14 protein-coding genes are annotated in these 17,752 nt (G+C 71.2%); 1 reads left to right on the top strand and 13 read right to left on the bottom strand.

Annotation, left to right across the window (positions count from 1 at the left end; translation table 11 throughout):
- Window positions 1-130: 130 nt before the first annotated feature.
- The 4 genes from ACMA1D_RS28890 to ACMA1D_RS28875 form a co-directional block, all read right to left on the bottom strand.
- The gene (locus ACMA1D_RS28890; protein WP_414726941.1) at window positions 131-1,741 is read right to left on the bottom strand and encodes a Na+/H+ antiporter; all 1,611 of its coding nucleotides are present in this window, start codon (window positions 1,739-1,741) and stop codon (window positions 131-133) included.
- A 295-nt stretch (window positions 1,742-2,036) separates the two neighbouring features.
- Window positions 2,037-2,978, bottom strand: coding sequence for an RluA family pseudouridine synthase (locus tag ACMA1D_RS28885; RefSeq protein WP_414726940.1), 942 nt, complete (start codon window positions 2,976-2,978; stop codon window positions 2,037-2,039).
- Between the two features lie 418 nt (window positions 2,979-3,396).
- On the bottom strand, window positions 3,397-3,993 hold the full coding sequence (gene lspA, locus ACMA1D_RS28880) for a signal peptidase II (RefSeq protein WP_414726939.1): 597 nt from the start codon (window positions 3,991-3,993) through the stop codon (window positions 3,397-3,399).
- Between the two features lie 84 nt (window positions 3,994-4,077).
- Window positions 4,078-5,061: a TraR/DksA family transcriptional regulator gene (locus ACMA1D_RS28875; RefSeq protein ID WP_414726938.1), complete on the bottom strand. Its 984-nt coding sequence runs from the start codon at window positions 5,059-5,061 to the stop codon at window positions 4,078-4,080.
- Between the two features lie 622 nt (window positions 5,062-5,683).
- Between ACMA1D_RS28875 and ileS the strand changes: the two genes are divergently transcribed.
- Window positions 5,684-8,857: an isoleucine--tRNA ligase gene (gene ileS / locus ACMA1D_RS28870; protein WP_414726937.1), complete on the top strand. Its 3,174-nt coding sequence runs from the start codon at window positions 5,684-5,686 to the stop codon at window positions 8,855-8,857.
- A 318-nt stretch (window positions 8,858-9,175) separates the two neighbouring features.
- Here ileS and ACMA1D_RS28865 read toward each other — a convergent pair whose 3' ends face one another.
- From ACMA1D_RS28865 to ftsW, 9 genes are all read right to left on the bottom strand, one after another.
- Window positions 9,176-10,294: a DivIVA domain-containing protein gene (locus tag ACMA1D_RS28865; protein WP_414726936.1), complete on the bottom strand. Its 1,119-nt coding sequence runs from the start codon at window positions 10,292-10,294 to the stop codon at window positions 9,176-9,178.
- Window positions 10,295-10,343: 49 nt separating this feature from the next.
- Window positions 10,344-10,628: a YggT family protein gene (locus ACMA1D_RS28860; protein WP_414726935.1), complete on the bottom strand. Its 285-nt coding sequence runs from the start codon at window positions 10,626-10,628 to the stop codon at window positions 10,344-10,346.
- A 65-nt stretch (window positions 10,629-10,693) separates the two neighbouring features.
- Complete coding sequence (locus ACMA1D_RS28855) at window positions 10,694-11,305, bottom strand: cell division protein SepF (RefSeq protein WP_414726934.1); 612 nt, start codon at window positions 11,303-11,305, stop codon at window positions 10,694-10,696.
- 124 nt (window positions 11,306-11,429) lie between these two features.
- Window positions 11,430-12,149: a YggS family pyridoxal phosphate-dependent enzyme gene (locus ACMA1D_RS28850; RefSeq protein ID WP_414726933.1), complete on the bottom strand. Its 720-nt coding sequence runs from the start codon at window positions 12,147-12,149 to the stop codon at window positions 11,430-11,432.
- Window positions 12,146-12,907: a peptidoglycan editing factor PgeF gene (gene pgeF, locus ACMA1D_RS28845; protein ID WP_414726932.1), complete on the bottom strand. Its 762-nt coding sequence runs from the start codon at window positions 12,905-12,907 to the stop codon at window positions 12,146-12,148. Before pgeF ends, ACMA1D_RS28850 begins: the two co-directional genes overlap by 4 nt.
- Window positions 12,908-12,944: 37 nt before the next feature.
- Window positions 12,945-14,210, bottom strand: a complete 1,266-nt coding sequence (ftsZ, locus tag ACMA1D_RS28840; protein WP_414726931.1) for a cell division protein FtsZ — start codon at window positions 14,208-14,210, stop codon at window positions 12,945-12,947.
- Between the two features lie 297 nt (window positions 14,211-14,507).
- On the bottom strand, window positions 14,508-15,308 hold the full coding sequence (locus ACMA1D_RS28835) for a cell division protein FtsQ/DivIB (protein WP_414726930.1): 801 nt from the start codon (window positions 15,306-15,308) through the stop codon (window positions 14,508-14,510).
- A gap of 28 nt (window positions 15,309-15,336) precedes the next feature.
- On the bottom strand, window positions 15,337-16,431 hold the full coding sequence (gene murG / locus ACMA1D_RS28830) for an undecaprenyldiphospho-muramoylpentapeptide beta-N-acetylglucosaminyltransferase (protein WP_414726929.1): 1,095 nt from the start codon (window positions 16,429-16,431) through the stop codon (window positions 15,337-15,339).
- Window positions 16,432-16,437: 6 nt separating this feature from the next.
- Window positions 16,438-17,752 (bottom strand): putative lipid II flippase FtsW (gene ftsW / locus ACMA1D_RS28825; RefSeq protein ID WP_414726928.1); only part of this gene is annotated, 1,315 nt, incomplete at its 5' end.

Raw genomic sequence — 17,752 nt, 5'->3', positions numbered from 1 at the left:
ACTCCCGCGAGGCCCTGGACGCCGAGTGGGCGAGGGCCGTTTCCGGCGCCCGCTTCCCCCGGGGTCTCGCGCAGTGCCCGGCCTCCCCCGTCGGACCCGCTTGCCACGGCCCGTGCGACGGCCCAGCCGCTCACTGCCCGTCCGGGGGCGGGGCGCCGCGCAGGCTACGCATGTCGAGCTGGTGCAGGACCCGGTCGGCGATCTCCGGGTCGGCGCCCGGTTCGCTGCGGGCGGCCAGCACCTCGTGCCGGGCGGCGGACAGCAGCTCGGAGTTGATCCGCTGGAGCCGCCGCAGCCGTGCCAGGCGCTGATCGTGCCCCTCCCGCCGGTCCTCCTCCACGATGTCGGGCGAGATGCGGGCCCCGAGGTCGTAGGCCCGGCGGGCGATCTGCTCCCACAGCTCGTCGGGCAACTCCTCCACCTGCTGGATCTCCTTGAGCCTGCGCCGGGTCGCTCGGAGCACCCGTTCGGCCAGCTCCCGCTCGAACGCCTCCTCCGCCTTGGCGTCCGCGCTCACCCGCAGCAGCCGCACCAGCCACGGCAGCGTGAGGCCCTGGACGACCAGCGTGGCCAGCACCACGGAGAAGGCGATGAACAGGATCTCGTCCCTGGCCGGGAAGTCCCCGCCGCCGTCCACCGTGAACGGAATGGCCAGCGCGAGCGCCACCGAGGCCACCCCGCGCATCCCCGACCACCACATGATCACCGTCTCGCGCCAGGTCATCGGAATGTCCTCGTCGTAGTCCCGGCGCCGGTGCAGGCGCTTGGCCAGCCAGGCCGCGGGCAGCAACCACACCAGGCGCACGCCGACCACCACCCCGACGATGGCGGCGCCCGCGCCCAGCAGTTCGGGGAAGCGCCCGGAGGCCGTACCGAAGACGTTGTGCAGCTCCAGGCCGATCAGCCCGAAGGCGACGCCGGTGACCAGGGTGTCGATCACCTCCCAGAAGGTGCGTCCGGCGAGCCGTCCCAGCACGTCGTCGGCGTCCATCGCGTGCTCGGTGAGGAAGAGCGCCGTGGTGAGCACCGCGAGCACCCCGGAGCCGTGGAACTCCTCGGCCAGCACGTACGCCGCGAACGGCACCAGCAGCGTCAGTCCGATCTGGAGCGTCGGATCGGCCAGCCGGCCCATCAGCCGGGCCGTGACCCAGCCGAGGAGCAGCCCGACGGCGACCGCGACCAGCGCGGACAGCGCGAGCGTGCCGGCGGCGGCCGGCACCGAGAAGCTGCCGCTCACGGCGGCGGTGAGCGCCACGTGGTAGAGCACGATGGCCGTGACGTCGTTGAACAGCCCCTCGCCCTCCAGGATGGAGACCATCCGGCGGGGCAGCCCGAGCCGCCCGGCGACCGCCGTCGCCGCCACCGGGTCGGGCGGCGCCACCAGCGCCCCGAGCACCACGGCCGCGGCGACCGGCAGCCCCGGCACGATGGCGTGCGCGAGGGCGGCGACCGCGGCGGTGGTGACGAAGACCAGCGCCACGGCGAGCAGGAAGATGGCCCGCTTGTTGGCCGCGAACTGCCGCCAGGAGGTGCGCTGCACCGCCGCGTACAGCAGCGGCGGCAACACCAGCGGCAGGATCAGTTCGGGGTCGACCTCGACGTTGGGCACCCACGGCAGCAGCGCGAGCACCACGCCGATCAGCGTCATGAGCACCGGCGCCGGCAGCCCGAGCCGCTCCCCGATGGGGACCATCACCACGGCCCCGAGCAACAGCAGGAGCAGCAGGGCTAACTGGTCCACGGGCCGTGCCTTCCCGACGTCGGTCAGACGATCACGGCTTCAAGCCTGCCACGAAGTACGACAAATACCCCGGCCGGGTGGACCCATGGGGCGTATTCGCGCCTGCCGTACGGGCGGTACGCGGCGTGGCCGGGCCCGCCCGCCACGGGGCGCGGCGGGCCGCGCCTGGGCCAGGCGGCCCGCTGCGCCAGGCGCGACGCACCCGCGGGAATTCCCTACAGAGCCGCCCACCGGCCGCGGGCCCGGCCTCCCGAACGGAAGGCCAGGAGCCGGGCGCCGCAGCGCCCCGGAAAGGCTAGGCGCTCTCCGCCCGGACCCGGTCCAGCGCCTGCTGGAGGTCCTGCGGATAGGTGCTCTCGAACTCCACCCAGCGGCCGTCCGAGGGGTGCTCGAACCCGAGCCGCACCGCGTGCAGCCACTGCCGGGTCAGCCCGAGCCGCTTGGCGAGCGTCGGATCGGCGCCGTAGGTCAGGTCCCCGACGCAGGGGTGCCGGTGCGCGGCCATGTGCACCCGGATCTGGTGCGTACGCCCCGTCTCCAGCTTGATGTCGAGCAGGCTGGCCGCGCGGAACGCCTCGACCAGGTCGTAGTGGGTGACGCTGGGCTTGCCCTCGGCGGTGACCGCCCACTTGTAGTCGGCGTTCGGGTGCCGACCGATCGGGGCGTCGATGGTGCCGCTCAGCGGGTCCGGGTGGCCCTGCACCAGCGCGTGGTAGCGCTTGTCCACCGTGCGCTCCCGGAACTGCTGCTTGAGCAGCGTGTACGCGCGCTCCGACTTGGCCACCACCATCAGCCCCGAGGTGCCGACGTCGAGCCGGTGCACGATGCCCTGGCGCTCGGCGGCGCCCGAGGTCGCGATGCGGTAGCCGGCGGCGGCGAGGCCGCCGATGACCGTGGTGCCGGTCCAGCCGGGGCTCGGGTGCGCGGCGACGCCGATCGGCTTGACGATCACCACGACGTCCTCGTCGTCGTGCACGATCTCCATGCCCTCGACCGGCTCGGCGACGATCTGCACCGGCGGCGCGGCCTGCGGCATCTCCACTTCGAGCCAGGCGCCGCCGGAGACCCGGTCGGACTTCCCGGCCTCCGAACCGTCCACCCGCACCTTCCCCGCGGCGGCCAGCTCGGCCGCCTTGGTGCGGGAGAAGCCAAACATCCGGGCCAGCGCGGCGTCGACGCGCTCGCCCTCCAGGCCGTCGGGTACGGGAAGGGTGCGGATCTCGGGAAGGGTGCTCACCCGACGAGTATGCCGGACCGCCGGCCACCCTCCGTACGCACGTCCGGCCCTGCCCCCGGCCCGGCCGGCCCACGGCGCCCGCGCGAACACCGGCCCGACCGGCCCGCGGCGGCCAGGGACCCGGCCCAGATGACGCCCCGGGTCGCCGCCGTACGACACCGGCAACGGCGCCGGCACGGACGCTGGCCCCGGCAACCTGCACGGGGACCCGTGCCGGTGTTCCCGGCCGCGGCCCTGCGCCGGCCCTGCCCGTACGCCCGCCCGGACGCCGGACCGAACCGCGCTCCCGGCGCCCGCGCGCGAAGCCCGGCCACCACCCTTGCGCCACCGGGGTGCCCCGGAGCGCGCCCCGGGCGCGCTCCGACGGTGCCGCCGGAGCGCCGCGCGGCCCGCCCCGCGGACGAGCCGCGCGCCCGGATCAGTCCCGGTGCACCGTGCCGTCCGGGTCGATGCCGCGGAAGGAGAGGATCACGATGAGGATGCCGCCGCAGACGATGGCCGAGTCGGCGAGGTTGAAGACCGCGAAGTGGGCCGGCGCGATGAAGTCGACCACCGCGCCCTTGAAGTGGCCCGGGCTGCGCAGCAGCCGGTCGGTGAGGTTGCCGAGCGCCCCGCCGAGCAGCAGCCCGAGCGCGACCGCCCACGGAGCGCTGTACAGCTTGCGGGCGATCCGCGCGATCACCACGATCACGATGGTGGCGATGCAGGTGAACACCACCGTCATGGCCTCGCCGAAGCTGAAGGCGGCGCCCCGGTTGCGCACCACCTCGAACTGGAGCCAGGTCCCGATGACCTCGATCGCGCCCTCGTGCTCCAGTTCGGAGACCACGATGATCTTCGTGACCAGGTCGAGCACGTAGGCGAACGCGGCGACCGAGAGCAGCACGAGTATGCGCCGCTTGCCCCGGCCGCCGGAGGTGCCCGGCTCCGCCGAGGCGCCGGCGGGCTCCGCAGGTTCCGTGGGTTCCGCCTTCTTCGGCTCGGGCGTTCCGATGGCCTGCTCCGCCTCTGTCACGTCAGTCCCTCAGTGTCGCTCTCCCCCGGGCGCCACGACACGCCTGGTAGAGCACGAGGGTACGACACCCCCGACCCCCCGCGGTCAGCGGCGCTCCTGCCGCTGCTTGCACTCCACGCACAGGGTGGCCCGCGGGAACGCCTGCATCCTGGCCTTGCCGATCGGGTTGCCGCAGTTCTCGCAGAGCCCGTACGTGCCGGCCTCAAGCCTGCTGAGCGCGCGCTCGCTCTGGAGCAGCATCTCGCGGGCGTTGCTGGTCAGCGCCATCTCGTGTTCCCGGGTGACGTTCTTGGTGCCGGTGTCGGCCTGGTCGTCGCCCGCCCCGTCGCCGGAGTCGCGCATCAGCCCGCTCAGCGCCTCCTCCGACGCCCGGATCTCGGCGCGCAGCCGTTCGGCGTCCTCTTCGAGAGTGGCCCGCGCCTCGGCCACCTCCGCCGGGGTCCAGGGCTCCTCGTTCGGCCGTACGGCCAGATCGCCCGGTTCCGTGGCGGTGGCCGCGCGGGCGCCGGGCACCGCGGCCCCCGGCGCTGCGCTACGGCCCTTCGTCGACGCCCCACCCGGAGTCTCTGTCGCTGCCACCTTCTTGGCTCCCGTCTTCTTCGCGGGCACCGCCTTCGTGGCCGGTGCAGCCTTCTTGGCCGTGCTCTTCTTCGCCGGGGCGGCCACGGTCTTCTTCTTGGCCGCCGCCTGCGCGGACTTCTCGGTGGACTTCTCAGGGGACTTCTTGTTGGGCTTTCCACCGGGCTTCTCGCTGGCCTTCTTGGCGGTCTTCTTGACTGCCTTCTTGGTGGCCTGCCCGGTGGTCTTTTCGCCGGTCTTCCCGCTGGCCTTTGCGCTGGCCCTGTCGCCGGTCTTCCCGTCGGGCTTCCCGCCGGGTCTCGCGTCCGGTTCCGCCGCCGGGGCCCGCTCGCCGCTCGGCGTCTTCGGAGCGGTCGGCTCCGCCTGCGCCGTGGGATGGGGCGTGGTGGAGGCGTCCTCCCGCTGCGCGGAGGCGTCCTCGTGCTGCGCGGGTGCGGCCCGCCGGGCCGTCGCCGTGGACTGCTTCACGGCGGGCTTCTTCGCCACCATGGCCGCAACCCCTTCACATATTGTGATCTTGTGCGCGAATCGTGCCGGAACGATAAAACGACTCCCACCACGCGGCAACAGGGCACGCCGACCTCCGGGACCCCGGGCACCTCCGCCCGGGAAGACGCAGTACGCGGCCCGCCACCTGGCAGACCGGTCTCATCCGTTGTGCCCCACCGCCGGCGGGGTAATCCGGCCCGCGGCCACCCCCGGGCGCACGGTGGCCGCCGCCCTCCGCCCCCTGCCGGGCGACCGGGCGCACCCCGCCCGAGCGGCGCCGTGCCAGGTCGCGGCGGCGAAATTACGGTCGGCCGGCGGCCGGACGAGTCGTACACTGGGTTCAGCGAGAGGCGTAGAAGGGGACGAGTAGCGTCGTCGGCAGCCGCGAGCGACTCGGGGACGGTGTGAGCCCGGGGGCCAGCGCGACGCGAAGATCACCCCGGAGCCGCCGGAAGAAAGCCCCGCACCACGGGGGGTGAGTAGAACCGGAAGCGCGACCCCAATGAGGGGGCCGTGGGAGTGCCCGCGGCCAAGGAGGGTGGTACCGCGGGAGCCGCAGCGCTCTCGTCCCTCCGACGGACCATGCACCAGCCATTCCGCCGGAGAGTAGAGACACCGCCCCATGTCAGAGTCGCAGCAGCAGCCGGTCGAGCCGGCTCAGCCCCGCCAGTACCGCCAGGTGCCCGCCCAGGTCGATCTGCCCGCGCTCGAACACGCGGTGCTCGACTTCTGGCGCGAGAACAAGGTCTTCGCCCGCTCCCTCGAACAGTCCGAGGGCCGCCCGGAGTGGGTGTTCTACGAGGGCCCGCCCACCGCCAACGGCATGCCGGGCGCGCACCACATCGAGGCCCGCGTCTTCAAGGACGTCTTCCCGCGCTTCCGCACCATGCGCGGCTACCACGTCGCCCGCAAGGCCGGCTGGGACTGCCACGGCCTGCCCGTCGAACTCGCCGTCGAGAAGGAACTCGGGTTCAACGGCAAGCAGGACATCGAGGCGTACGGGATCGCCGAATTCAACGCCAAGTGCCGCGAATCGGTGACCCGGCACACCGACGCGTTCGCCGAGCTCACCACCCGCATGGGCTACTGGACCGACCTCGACGGCGCGTACCGCACCATGGACCCGGAGTACATCGACTCCGTCTGGTGGTCGCTGAAGCAGATCTTCGACAAGGGCCTGCTCGTCCAGGACCACCGCGTCGCGCCCTGGTGCCCGCGCTGCGGCACCGGCCTCTCCGACCACGAACTCGCCCAGGGCTACGAGACCATCGTCGACCCCTCGGTCTTCGTCAAGCTGCCGCTGACCTCGGGCCCGCTCGCCGGTGACGCCTCGCTGCTGGTGTGGACGACCACCCCGTGGACGCTGCTGGCCAACACCGCGGCGGCGGTCCACCCGGACGTGACGTACGTGGTGGCGACCGACGGCACCGAGCGGCTCGTGGTGGCCGAGGCCCTGGTGACCAAGGCGCTCGGCGAGGGCTGGGAGGCCACCGGCGCCTCCTTCACCGGCAAGGACATGGAGCGCTGGGCGTACCAGCGCCCCTTCGACTCGGTCCCGCTCGAAGGCGCCAACTTCGTCGTCTGCGCCGACTACGTGACCATCGAGGACGGCACCGGTCTGGTCCACACCTCCCCCGCGTTCGGTGAGGACGACTTCCAGACCTGCCGGCGGTACGACCTGCCGGTGGTCAACCCGGTCCGCCCGGACGGCACCTTCGAACCCGACCTCCCGCTGGTCGGCGGGCAGTTCTTCAAGAAGGCCGACGAGGTCCTGGTGGCCGACCTCCAGGAGCGCGGCCTGCTCTTCAAGCACGTGCCGTACGAGCACAGCTATCCGCACTGCTGGCGCTGCCACACGGCACTGCTCTACTACGCGCAGCCCTCTTGGTACGTGCGGACGACCGCGGTCAAGGACCGGTTGCTGGCGGAGAACGAGCGGACGAACTGGTTCCCCGAGACCGTCAAGCACGGCAGGTTCGGTGACTGGCTCACCAACAACATCGACTGGGCCCTGTCCCGCAACCGCTACTGGGGCACCCCACTCCCCATCTGGCGCTGCGAGGACGGCCACCTCACCTGCATCGGCTCCCGCGCCGAACTCACCCACCTCACCGGCACCGACCAATCAGAACTCGACCCCCACCGCCCCTACATCGACGCGGTCACCTTCCCCTGTCCGCAGGAAGGCTGCGCCCACACCGCCACCCGCGTCCCCGAGGTCATCGACGCCTGGTACGACTCGGGCTCCATGCCCTTCGCCCAATGGGGCTACCCCCACCAGAACAAAGACCTCTTCGAAGCGCGCTACCCCGCCCAGTTCATCTCCGAGGCCATCGACCAGACCCGCGGCTGGTTCTACACCCTCATGGCCGTCGGCACCCTCGTCTTCGACAAGTCCTCGTACGAAAACGTCGTCTGCCTCGGCCACATCCTCGCCGAGGACGGACGCAAGATGTCCAAGCACCTCGGCAACATCCTCCAACCCATCCCCCTCATGGACCAACACGGCGCCGACGCCGTCCGCTGGTTCATGGCCGCCGGCGGCTCCCCCTGGGCCGCCCGCCGCGTCGGCCACACCACCATCCAGGAAGTCGTCCGCAAAACCCTCCTCACCTACTGGAACACCGTCGCCTTCCAGGCCCTCTACGCCCGCACCACCCACTGGACCCCCAGCCCCGCCGACCCCACCCCCGCCCAACGCCCCCTGATCGACCGCTGGGTCCTGTCCGAACTCCACACCCTCACCGACCAGGTCACCGCCGCACTGGAGAACTACGACACCCAGCGCGCCGGCAAACTCCTCTCCACCTTCGTCGACGGCCTCTCCAACTGGTACGTACGCCGCTCCCGCCGCCGCTTCTGGCAAGGCGACCCGGCGGCCCTGCGCACCCTGCACGAGGCGATCCAGACCGTCACCCAACTCATGGCCCCGCTCACCCCGTTCATCACCGAACGCGTCTGGCAGGACCTCATCGTCCCGGTCGACCCCACGGCCCCCGACTCGGTCCACCTCACCACCTGGCCCGAGGCCGACCCCGAGCTCATCGACCCCAAGCTCTCCGAACAGATGCTGCTCGTGCGCCGCCTGGTCGAACTCGGCCGCGCGTCCCGCGCCGAATCCGGCGTCAAGACCCGCCAGCCCCTCTCCCGCGCCCTCATCGCGGCCCAAGGCTTCGACACCCTCCCCGCCGAACTGCACGCGCAGATCACCGAGGAACTCAACGTCACCTCGCTCGCCGCACTCTCCGAGATGGGCGGCACCCTGGTCGACACCACCGCCAAGGCCAACTTCCGCGCCCTGGGCAAGCGATTCGGCAAGGGCGTCCAAGCAGTCGCCAAGGCCGTCGCCGAAACCGACGCCGCCGCACTCTCCCAAGCCCTGCGCGACGGCACGGCCGCGGTCACCGTGGACGGCGAACGCGTGGAGCTCACCCCCGACGAGGTCATCATCACCGAGACCCCACGCGAGGGTTGGTCCGTCGCATCGGACGCCGGCGCAACCGTCGCACTCGACCTCGAAATCACCCCCGAACTCCGCAAGGCCGGCCTCGCCCGCGACGCCATCCGCCTCATCCAGGAAGCCCGCAAGAACTCCGGCCTGGACGTCGCCGACCGCATCAGCGTCCGCTGGTCGGCCACTGAGGCAGAGACCGCGGCGGCAGTCACCGAACACGCGACGCTGATCGCGGACGAGGTGCTGGCCACCGACTTCGCCGAAGGCCCCGCGGACGACAGCTACGGCCAGCCCTTCACCGACGAACCCCTCGGCCTCACCTTCCACCTCCGCAAGGCGTAACCGAGCAGGATTCCGCCCCCGGTTCGCGCATCCCGCGCGGACCGGGGGCGTCGTCGTACGGCGGGGCGCACCGACCTCGTCCCGTACGCCACCGCTCCTCACCCGCCGCCCGCCGCCCGGACACGCGCGGCGCCGCCGAGGCGTCTGGCGGCAACGGACCCCACCGGCGCGCGCCGGACTCTCCCCCGCCCACCACTCGCGCGCCGGAGCCCCGCCCCGACCGGGAACGCAGAAACGGGCCGGGCCCCCGGGAAGATCCCAGGGGCCCGGCCCGTAACTCTGCCGACGACTAGCGCCTCACAAGCGCTGGTCTGCTGCTCAGTTGTCGTCCTCGTCGATGAGGAACCCGCGCATCGGCGAGGGTGCCTGCTGCATCGGCTGCGGACCCTGCGGTCGCACCGGCGCCATCGGCTGCGTCATCGCCGGGGACATCTGCTGCTGCCCACCGTACGAGGGGCCGCCGCTGCCACCCATGGTCTGGTTGCCGCCCATGCTCGGGTTGCCACCCATGGTGTGGCCACCGCCACCACCCATGGCACCGGCACCGGCCGGGGCCATCGAACCGCTCATCGAGGGGGACGGCGGCAGCGAGGCGGTCGCCGGCGTCCGCGGCGGGGCCAGCGAGTCGTCGGCCTGGTTCTCCAACTGCCGGAGCTGGCTCTCCAGGTACGACTTCAGGCGCGTGCGGTACTCGCGCTCGAAGCCGCGCAGGTCCTCGACCTTGCGCTCCAGCGTGGCGCGGGCGGACTCCAGGGAGCCCATCGCCACGCGGTGCTTCTCCTGCGCGTCCCGCTCCAGCGCGTCGGCCTTGGCGCGGGCGTCCCGCTCCAGGCCCTCGGCACGGCTGCGCGCCTCGCCGACGATCTTGTTGGCCTCGGAACGGGCCTCCGCGATCGCCTGGTCAGCGGTCTGCTGTGCCAGCGAAAGAACACGGGCTGCGCTGTCCCCACCGGGGCCCTGACCGGGCTGGGGGAGCTGCGGACCGGGGCCGCCCATGGGGCCACCCATCGGACCGTGCTGGCCCATCGGGCCCGGGCCACCCTGGCCCATCGGGCCGGGGCCGTGCGGACCCTGCGGGCCGTGGCCGCCGGGACCTGCCGGAAGCTGCGGTGCGCCACCGGGCAACTGGGGCGGTCCGCCCATCTGTTGCTGTTGCTGCTGAGGCGGCACCGGCTGCGGTCCTGATATGGCAGCGGGCACGGGAGCGCCGGGCCTGTCCTGCGGCTCCGGCTTGCGCATGCCTTGCTGCTGGTTCTGCGCAGCGGCACGCGTCGCCGCGGCCAGCTTGGCCCGCAGGTCCTCGTTCTCGCGGAGCAGTCGCGTCAGTTCCGCTTCGACCTCGTCGAGGAAGGCATCGACCTCGTCCTCGTCATAGCCTTCTCGGAGGCGGACGGTCGTGAACTGCTTGTTCCGCACGTCCTCGGGGGTCAACGGCATCTCTTCTTCACCTCAACGTTGTCGTCGGCAATCGGCAAGACCGTACCGTTCACAGCTGGCTCACGATGGTGATCAGGATGTAAACGATGATCATCAGTACGAAGAAGGACAGATCGAGCGCCACGCCCCCGAGACGCAGCGGCGGGATGAACCGCCGCAGAAGCTTGAGTGGCGGATCGGTGACAGTGTAAGTGGCCTCCAAGACCACCACCATCACCTTGCCGGGTTGCCATGAGCGGGCGAACTGGAACACGTAGTCCATCACCAGCCGGAAGATCAACACGACCAGGAAAACCAACAGCGCGACGTGGATCACGTCCAGTGCGATGCCCATCCCCGCGCGTCCCTCTCCCCTTGCTCGTACGTGGCCTTGCAGCCGTGATTGCCAGGTATTGCGTCTCAGCTCTGGTTGAAGAACCCGCCCTCTGCGATACGGGCCTTGTCCTCCGCCGTGACATCGACGTTAGCAGGCGACAACAGGAACACCTTCTGAGTCACCCGCTCAATACTTCCGTGCAGACCGAAGACTAGACCGGCCGCGAAGTCGACGAGTCGCTTCGCGTCAGTGTCATCCATCTCAGTCAAATTCATGATCACGGGTGTGCCCTCGCGGAAGTGTTCCCCGATGGTACGGGCCTCGTTGTAGGTACGAGGGTGCAGTGTGGTGATGCGGTAGGGCTCTCGCTCCGACACGACCTTGGGCATGATCACCGGTGCGTTCTTCTCCAGACTCTGACGTTCGGGTGTGATAGACGCCACGGGGGCGATTCGCGCGGGTCGTCCGGTTTCCGCTACGAGCGGAGCAGGTTCACGCTGTGCGGGCGGATGAGCAACTCGCACCGGTTCATCCGGTTCTGGCCGCGACTCGGTCTCCGGCTGGTGTTGCCGCCGCGCTCGGTCCGGTTCGGGTTCGGGCTCGAAGTCGTCGTCGGGGTCGAACCCCCGGCCGTCGTACCCATCGTCCTCCACGAGGCCGAGGTAGACCGCCATCTTGCGCATAGCGCCGGCCATTCTCTGCGTCCTCCGCTCTGTGGTGGATCGCTTCCGCCACCAGATGCCTTGAATCCACGCGGCCTGCCCGCCTTTTGGCGGGAATGACCATATTTTCTACTGTGGTCCGACTTGCTTGGCGACGTTACCCGAGCCGAGGTCGGACTCCGAGTACCGCAGTGCCGACGCGAAGATGTGTCGCACCAGCCGCTACCGCGTCTTCGAGGTCCGCGCTCATGCCTGCCGAGACCATGTTCGCAGCCGGATGGGCCACGCGCAGGCTGGATGAGATTTCCCGCAGCCGCTCGAAGGCCGCCCGCGGCCTGCCCGCGTACGGGCCGGCGAGCGGAGCGACCGTCATCAGCCCCCGCAGGTGCAGCCCTTCGGCTTCCGCCACCGCATCGGCCAACGCCGCCACCCCGTCGGGCGCGACACCACCCCTGCCCCCCGCGTCCCCCGACTCCGCGTCAAGTGCCACCTGGAGCAGACAACCGAGCTCACGTTCGGCCCGTACCGCCGCGGCCGACAGCGCGTCGACCAACCGTTTCCGGTCAACCGACTGTACGAGATCAGCGTAACTGGCCACCGAGCGAACCTTGTTCGTCTGCAATTGCCCCACGAAGTGCCATTTCAGCGGCAGATCCGCGCAGGCTGCGGCCTTGGGGGCCGCGTCCTGGTCCCGGTTCTCGGCGACCTCGCCGACACCGAGTTCGGACAGCAGCCGTACGTCCTCGGCCGGGTAGGTCTTGGTGACCACGATGAGCGTCACCTCCGAGCGCTGCCGGCCGGAGGCCGCGCACGCGGCGTCGATCCGCTCCTGCACGCGGGCCAAGTTGTCCGCGAGTTCGCTTCTGCGATCGGTCATCGCACGGCCTCCCCGCCCTCGTCGGACGTCGCCGCGAGCCAGACGTAGCTCGCCAGCCGCCCGGTCTCCCGTTCGCGCCGGTAAGAGAAGTGGTCGCTCGATTCCATCGTGCACACCTCGGAGAGCTCCACCGCGCCGACGCCGCACGCGGCGAGCTGGGCGCGTACGCCGGCGGCCACGTCGACCGCCGGGGTGTCCCAACTCGTGGTGGCCCACGCGTCCGGCACCACCTCCGCCACCGCGGCCCGCATCTCGGCGGGCACCTCGTAGCAGCGACCGCAGACCGAGGGGCCGGTGCGGGCGATCATCCGGGCCGGGTCGGCGCCGAGGCCGATCATGGCCTCGACGGTCGCCGGTACGACGCCGGCCACCAGCCCGGGCCGGCCCGCGTGCGCGGCCCCGGTCACCCCGGCGACCGGGTCGGCGAGCAGGACCGGTGTGCAGTCGGCGGTGAGCACCGCGAGCGCCAGCCCGCGACGGGCCGTCACCACGCCGTCCACCTCGGGAATCTCCCCCTCGCCCCAGGGCCCCGCCACCACGGCCACGTCCCGGCCGTGCACCTGGCGCATCCACACCACCCGGTCGGCTTCGAGTCCGAGGGAGTCGGCCGCGCGGGCCCGGTTGGCCAGGACCGCCGCGGGGTCGTCGCCGACCGCGCCGCCGAGGTTGAGCCGGTCATACGGAGCGGCGCTCACCCCGCCCCACCGATCGGTGAAGGCGAAGTGCGCGCCGCTCGTCTCGTTGCGCTGTCCTATCACTGTGTGCTGTTCGCTTCAGTCGTGCCCATGGCGCCGGCTACTTCAGGAAGTCCGGCACGTCGAGCTCTTCGGCCGCACTGTCCTGGTAGGGACGGGCCGGCGGCACCTGGGGCGAGCTCACCGGCGGGGCCGGGGTGCTGGAGTAGCTGGAGGGCGCCTCGGCCAGCGGCGTCGGCTCGGGTTCGACCGACTCGCCGGGCTGCGCCACGGGCTCGCGCGGGGTGACGCTGCTCAGTCCGCCGTAGCTGGACCGGGGCTCGGCGGAGCCGGCCGACCGGCCGGCGCTCGCGGCCGGGCTCTCGTCCCGACCGCCGTACGAACCCAGCGCCTTCTCGCGGTTGCCCTTGGCCGGGGGCTGGCCGCCGTCGAACCCGGCGGCGATGACGGTGACCCGCACCTCGTCGCCGAGCGCGTCGTCGATGACCGCGCCGAAGATGATGTTGGCCTCCGGGTGCGCGGCCTCGCTCACCAGTTGGGCGGCCTCGTTGATCTCGAAGAGACCGAGGTCCGAACCGCCGGAGATGGAGAGCAGCACGCCGCGGGCACCGTCGATGGACGCTTCGAGCAGCGGCGAGGAGATCGCCATCTCGGCGGCGGCGACCGCGCGGTCGTCGCCACGGGCGGAGCCGATGCCCATCAGGGCCGAGCCCGCCTCGGACATCACGGACTTGACGTCCGCGAAGTCGAGGTTGATCAGGCCGGGGGTGGTGATCAGGTCGGTGATGCCCTGCACGCCGGACAGCAGCACCTGGTCGGCGGACTTGAACGCGTCAAGCACGCTGACCTGGCGGTCCGAGATGGACAGCAGCCGGTCGTTGGGGATGACGATCAGGGTGTCGACCTCGTCCCTGAGCCCCGCGATGCCGTCCTCCGCCTGGTTCGCGCGGCGACGTCCCTCGAAGGTGAACGGGCGGGTGACCACGCCGATGGTCAGGGCGCCCAGCGATCGGGCGATGTTGGCGACGACCGGGGCGCCACCGGTGCCGGTGCCGCCGCCCTCGCCCGCGGTGACGAAGACCATGTCGGCCCCCTTGAGGACCTCCTCGATCTCCTCGCGGTGGTCCTCGGCCGCCTTGCGGCCGACGTCGGGGTTGGCTCCCGCGCCGAGGCCACGGGTGAGTTCACGGCCGACGTCGAGCTTGACGTCGGCGTCGCTCATCAGCAGGGCCTGCGCATCGGTGTTGATCGCGATGAACTCGACGCCCTTGAGCCCGACCTCGATCATCCGGTTGATGGCATTCACGCCACCGCCGCCGATGCCGACGACCTTGATGACTGCGAGGTAGTTCTGCGGTGCTGCCACGTCGAAGGCCTCTCGCCTCGATTTACGTGTCGCCGCCCGCCGTTGTAGCGGTGCGTCGACGGATGCCGATGGGGCGGTCCTCATTGCCGACCCAAACCCTAACCCTGAAGTTTAGGGTTATCAGTGTCACTGTTCCTTGAAGTCTTCGGGACAGGACACTAAGTCGACAAGTGGTGCGCGTTCAACGAACACGCCGAACCTCCCGTTTTTCTTTTCACCCTATGTGATCACCCGGGGGGCTAGCCAGCCAGGGGGCTGGCCTGCCGCGATGCGCGTCAACTCGGCGTCAAATCCCGGTCAACCCGCGGCGGCTGCGGGCGAACCCGGCGCGCTGACGTCAAAGTGCTCCGCCGAGCGCTCCGCTTTCATCAGGGCGGTCAGCGCGGCGACCTTTGCCGCACCCCGTTCGGGGCTCCCCCAGCGCACCGTTCGGCCGCCGGAAAGTTCCAGGGTGATGGCGTCGTAGGAGCGTACGCGGAGGACCTTGGTGTCCGCGCGGAGGTTGGCCGGAAGCACCGCCGCGACCTTGACCGCGGCGCGGCGCAGCTCTTCTTCACCGAACCTCCGCAGACTGGGCGAGCGTTCTGCTTCCATTTCCAGTCGGGGAATGCCCCGGGGAGCCTTCGCGACGGTGGCGAATCGCACTCCCTCGGCGTCCATTTCGATGAACTTTCCGGCTTTTTCGAGTACGAGTTCCGGCTGACGCTCGGTCACATTGAGGCTGATTGTGTTCGGCCAGGAACGCTCGACGTGTACGGAGGCGATCCGGGGCAGTTCGGCGCGGAGCCGCTTCTCCATCGCCTCGGTGTCCACCGAGATCAGGGGCGAGTCCATCGGCACCGCCGCCGCCTCGCGCACCTCGCTCGGGCGCAACACCTCCACGCCGCGGATGCGCACCTTCTCCACCCGCAGCCAGGCCGAGCCGTAGAGCAGCCAGGTCCCGCCGCCGGCGAGGAGCACCGCGACCAGGGCGAGGAGCACCAGGGTGCGGCGGCGGGGCAGCCGGAACCGGCCGCGGGTCGGCGGAGGCGGCGGGCCGGACGACGAACGGTGGTGACGTTGCGCGCTGCTGCGCTGGGCGGTCGTCGGTCCGGCCACGCTCTCAAGCCTCCTGCGGTTGTCGCCGCTACCCGGCCCGGCGGGCGGCGATCGCCTCGTACACCATCCCGACGAGGAGTTCGTCGGCATCCCGGCGGCCGAACTCGGCGGCGGCGCGCGACATCTCGAACAGCCGGTGCGGATCGCCGAGCACGGGCAGCACGTTGTTCTGCACCCACTCCGGCGTCAGCTCCGCGTCGTCGACGAGCAGCCCGCCGCCCGCCTTGACCAGCGGTTGGGCGTTCAGCCGCTGTTCGCCGTTGCCGATCGGCAGCGGGACGAAGGCGGCCGGCAGCCCGACGGCGGACAGTTCGGCCACGGTCATGGCGCCCGCGCGGCAGAGCATCATGTCGGCCGCGGCGTACGCCAGGTCCATCCGGTCCACGTACGGTACCGGGATGTAGGGCGGCATTCCGGGCATGTTGTCCACGCGCGGCAGTTCGTTCTTGGGGCCGACCGCGTGCAGGATCTGGATGCCGGCGCGCTGGAGGAACGGCGCGACCGACTGAACCACCTCGTTGAGCCGCCGGGCGCCCTGCGAGCCGCCGGAGACCAGCAGCGTCGGCAGGTTGGGGTCGAGGCCGAACGCGGCGCGGGCCTCGGGCCTGACCCGGGCCCGGTCCAGCGTCGCGATGGTGCGGCGGAGCGGGATGCCCACGTAGTGCGCGTTGCGCAGCTTGCTGTCCGGCGTGCTGACCGCCACGAACTTGGCGTAGCGGGAGCCGATCTTGTTGGCCAGGCCCGGGCGGGCGTTGGCCTCGTGGACGACGATGGGCACGCCGAGGCGCTTGGCGGCGAGGTAGCCGGGCAGGGCCACGTACCCGCCGAAGCCCACCACGCAGTCGGCCTTGGTGCGCTCCAGGATCTGCTCGGCGGCCTTGATGGTGCCGCGCAGCCGCCCGGGCACGGTGATCAGCTCGGGCGTGGGCTTGCGGGGCAGCGGTACGGCGGGGATGAGTCCGAGCTCATAGCCCCGCTCGGGCACGAGTCGGGTCTCCAGGCCCCGCTCCGTGCCCAGCGCTGTGATGCCCACGGTTGGGTCCTGCCTCCGCAGGGCGTCCGCGAGGGCGAGCGCGGGCTCGATGTGGCCGGCGGTCCCCCCACCGGCGAGTACGACATGCACCGAAATTCACCGCTCTCCGGACGGACGTTTCTTGACGCGCCGTCTCATCGTCTTCCATCTCACCCCAGGCTGCCGCATGGCCAACGCAGCTCGGGCACCGGGTTCCGCACGCGCGAAGGCGATCAGCAGGCCGATGGCGAACATGGTCGGCAGCAGCGCTGAACCTCCGTAGGAGAACAGCGGCAGGGGGACACCGGCGATCGGCAGCAGGCCGAGCACCGCACCGATGTTGATCACGGCCTGCGCCGTGATCCAGGTGGTCACACCTCCCGCGGCATACCTCACGAAGGGGTCCTCCGTGCGTCCGGCCACGCGGATACCCGCATAGCCTAGAGCCGCGAAGAGGGCGAGCACTGACAGTGTCCCCGCAAGGCCGAGTTCCTCGCCCGTGATGGCGAAGATGAAGTCCGTGTGCGGCTCAGGGAGTTCACCCCATTTTTCCATACTGGCGCCGAGTCCAGAACCGAACCAACCACCGTTGGCCAGCGCGTAGATGCCGTGCACGGCCTGCCAGCACTGGTCGTTGGAGCCCGGGTCGGTGGCGCCGATGCAGGCCAGCCGTGACATCCGGTTGGCGCTGGTCTTGATGAGGACCAGGCCGATGAGGGCAGCGCCGCCGAGCACGCCGACGAAGAGTCGGGTCGGGGCGCCGGCCAGCCACAGCAACCCGAACAGGACCGCGGTCAGGATGATCGCGGTGCCCATGTCGCCGCCCAGCATGATCAGCCCGAGCAGGACGAAGGCGGCCGGCACCAGCGGCACCAGCAGGTGCTTCCACTGGCCGAGCAGGTTCTTCTCGTCCTTGCGGGCCAGCAGGTCGGCCCCCCACAGTACGAGCGCCAGCTTGCCGAACTCGCTGGGCTGGAGTTGGAACGGGCCGCCGATGGAGATCCAGTTCTGGTTGCCGTTGACCGCGACCCCTATCCCCGGCACCTGGACCAGGCACATCAGGAAGACCGAGACGGCCAGCAGCGGGTAGGCGAGCGCGCGGTGCAGCCGGATCGGCAGCCGGACGGCGATCGCCATCAGCACCCCGCCGATGACGGCGGCCAGCAGTTGCTTGCGGAAGAAGAAGGACGGGGCGAGCCCCGACTGGAGCGCCTTGATCTGCGAGGCGGAGTAGACCATCACCAGGCCGAGCACGGTGATCAGGACGCTGCCGCCGAGGATCAGGTAGTACGCGGTCAGCGGCCGGTCCCAGGCCCGGCGGACCCGCTCCCGCAGCCGCCGCAAACCGGTCAGCGGGCCGCGCCGGGGCGGTCTCGGCTGCGGTGCCCGCGCGGCGGGCCGGCCGCCGGCCGCGGGGCGTGCGGTGCCGGCG

This window comes from Streptomyces sp. 796.1, assembly GCF_047525675.1.
Classification (GTDB): Bacteria; Actinomycetota; Actinomycetes; order Streptomycetales; family Streptomycetaceae; genus Streptomyces.
Note: the sequence above shows the minus strand (reverse complement) of the source record. Positions and strands in the feature narration are given on the sequence as shown.

Bases quoted from the DNA above. Each gene is read 5' to 3' on its own strand.
- ileS (WP_414726937.1), top strand. From the start codon at position 5,684: ATGTCAGAGTCGCAGCAGCAGCCGGTCGAGCCGGCTCAGCCCCGCCAG.
- ACMA1D_RS28865 (WP_414726936.1), bottom strand. From the start codon at position 10,294: ATGCCGTTGACCCCCGAGGACGTGCGGAACAAGCAGTTCACGACCGTC.
- ACMA1D_RS28860 (WP_414726935.1), bottom strand. From the start codon at position 10,628: ATGGGCATCGCACTGGACGTGATCCACGTCGCGCTGTTGGTTTTCCTG.
- ACMA1D_RS28855 (WP_414726934.1), bottom strand. From the start codon at position 11,305: ATGGCCGGCGCTATGCGCAAGATGGCGGTCTACCTCGGCCTCGTGGAG.
- ACMA1D_RS28875 (WP_414726938.1), bottom strand. From the start codon at position 5,061: ATGGTGGCGAAGAAGCCCGCCGTGAAGCAGTCCACGGCGACGGCCCGG.
- ACMA1D_RS28850 (WP_414726933.1), bottom strand. From the start codon at position 12,149: ATGACCGATCGCAGAAGCGAACTCGCGGACAACTTGGCCCGCGTGCAG.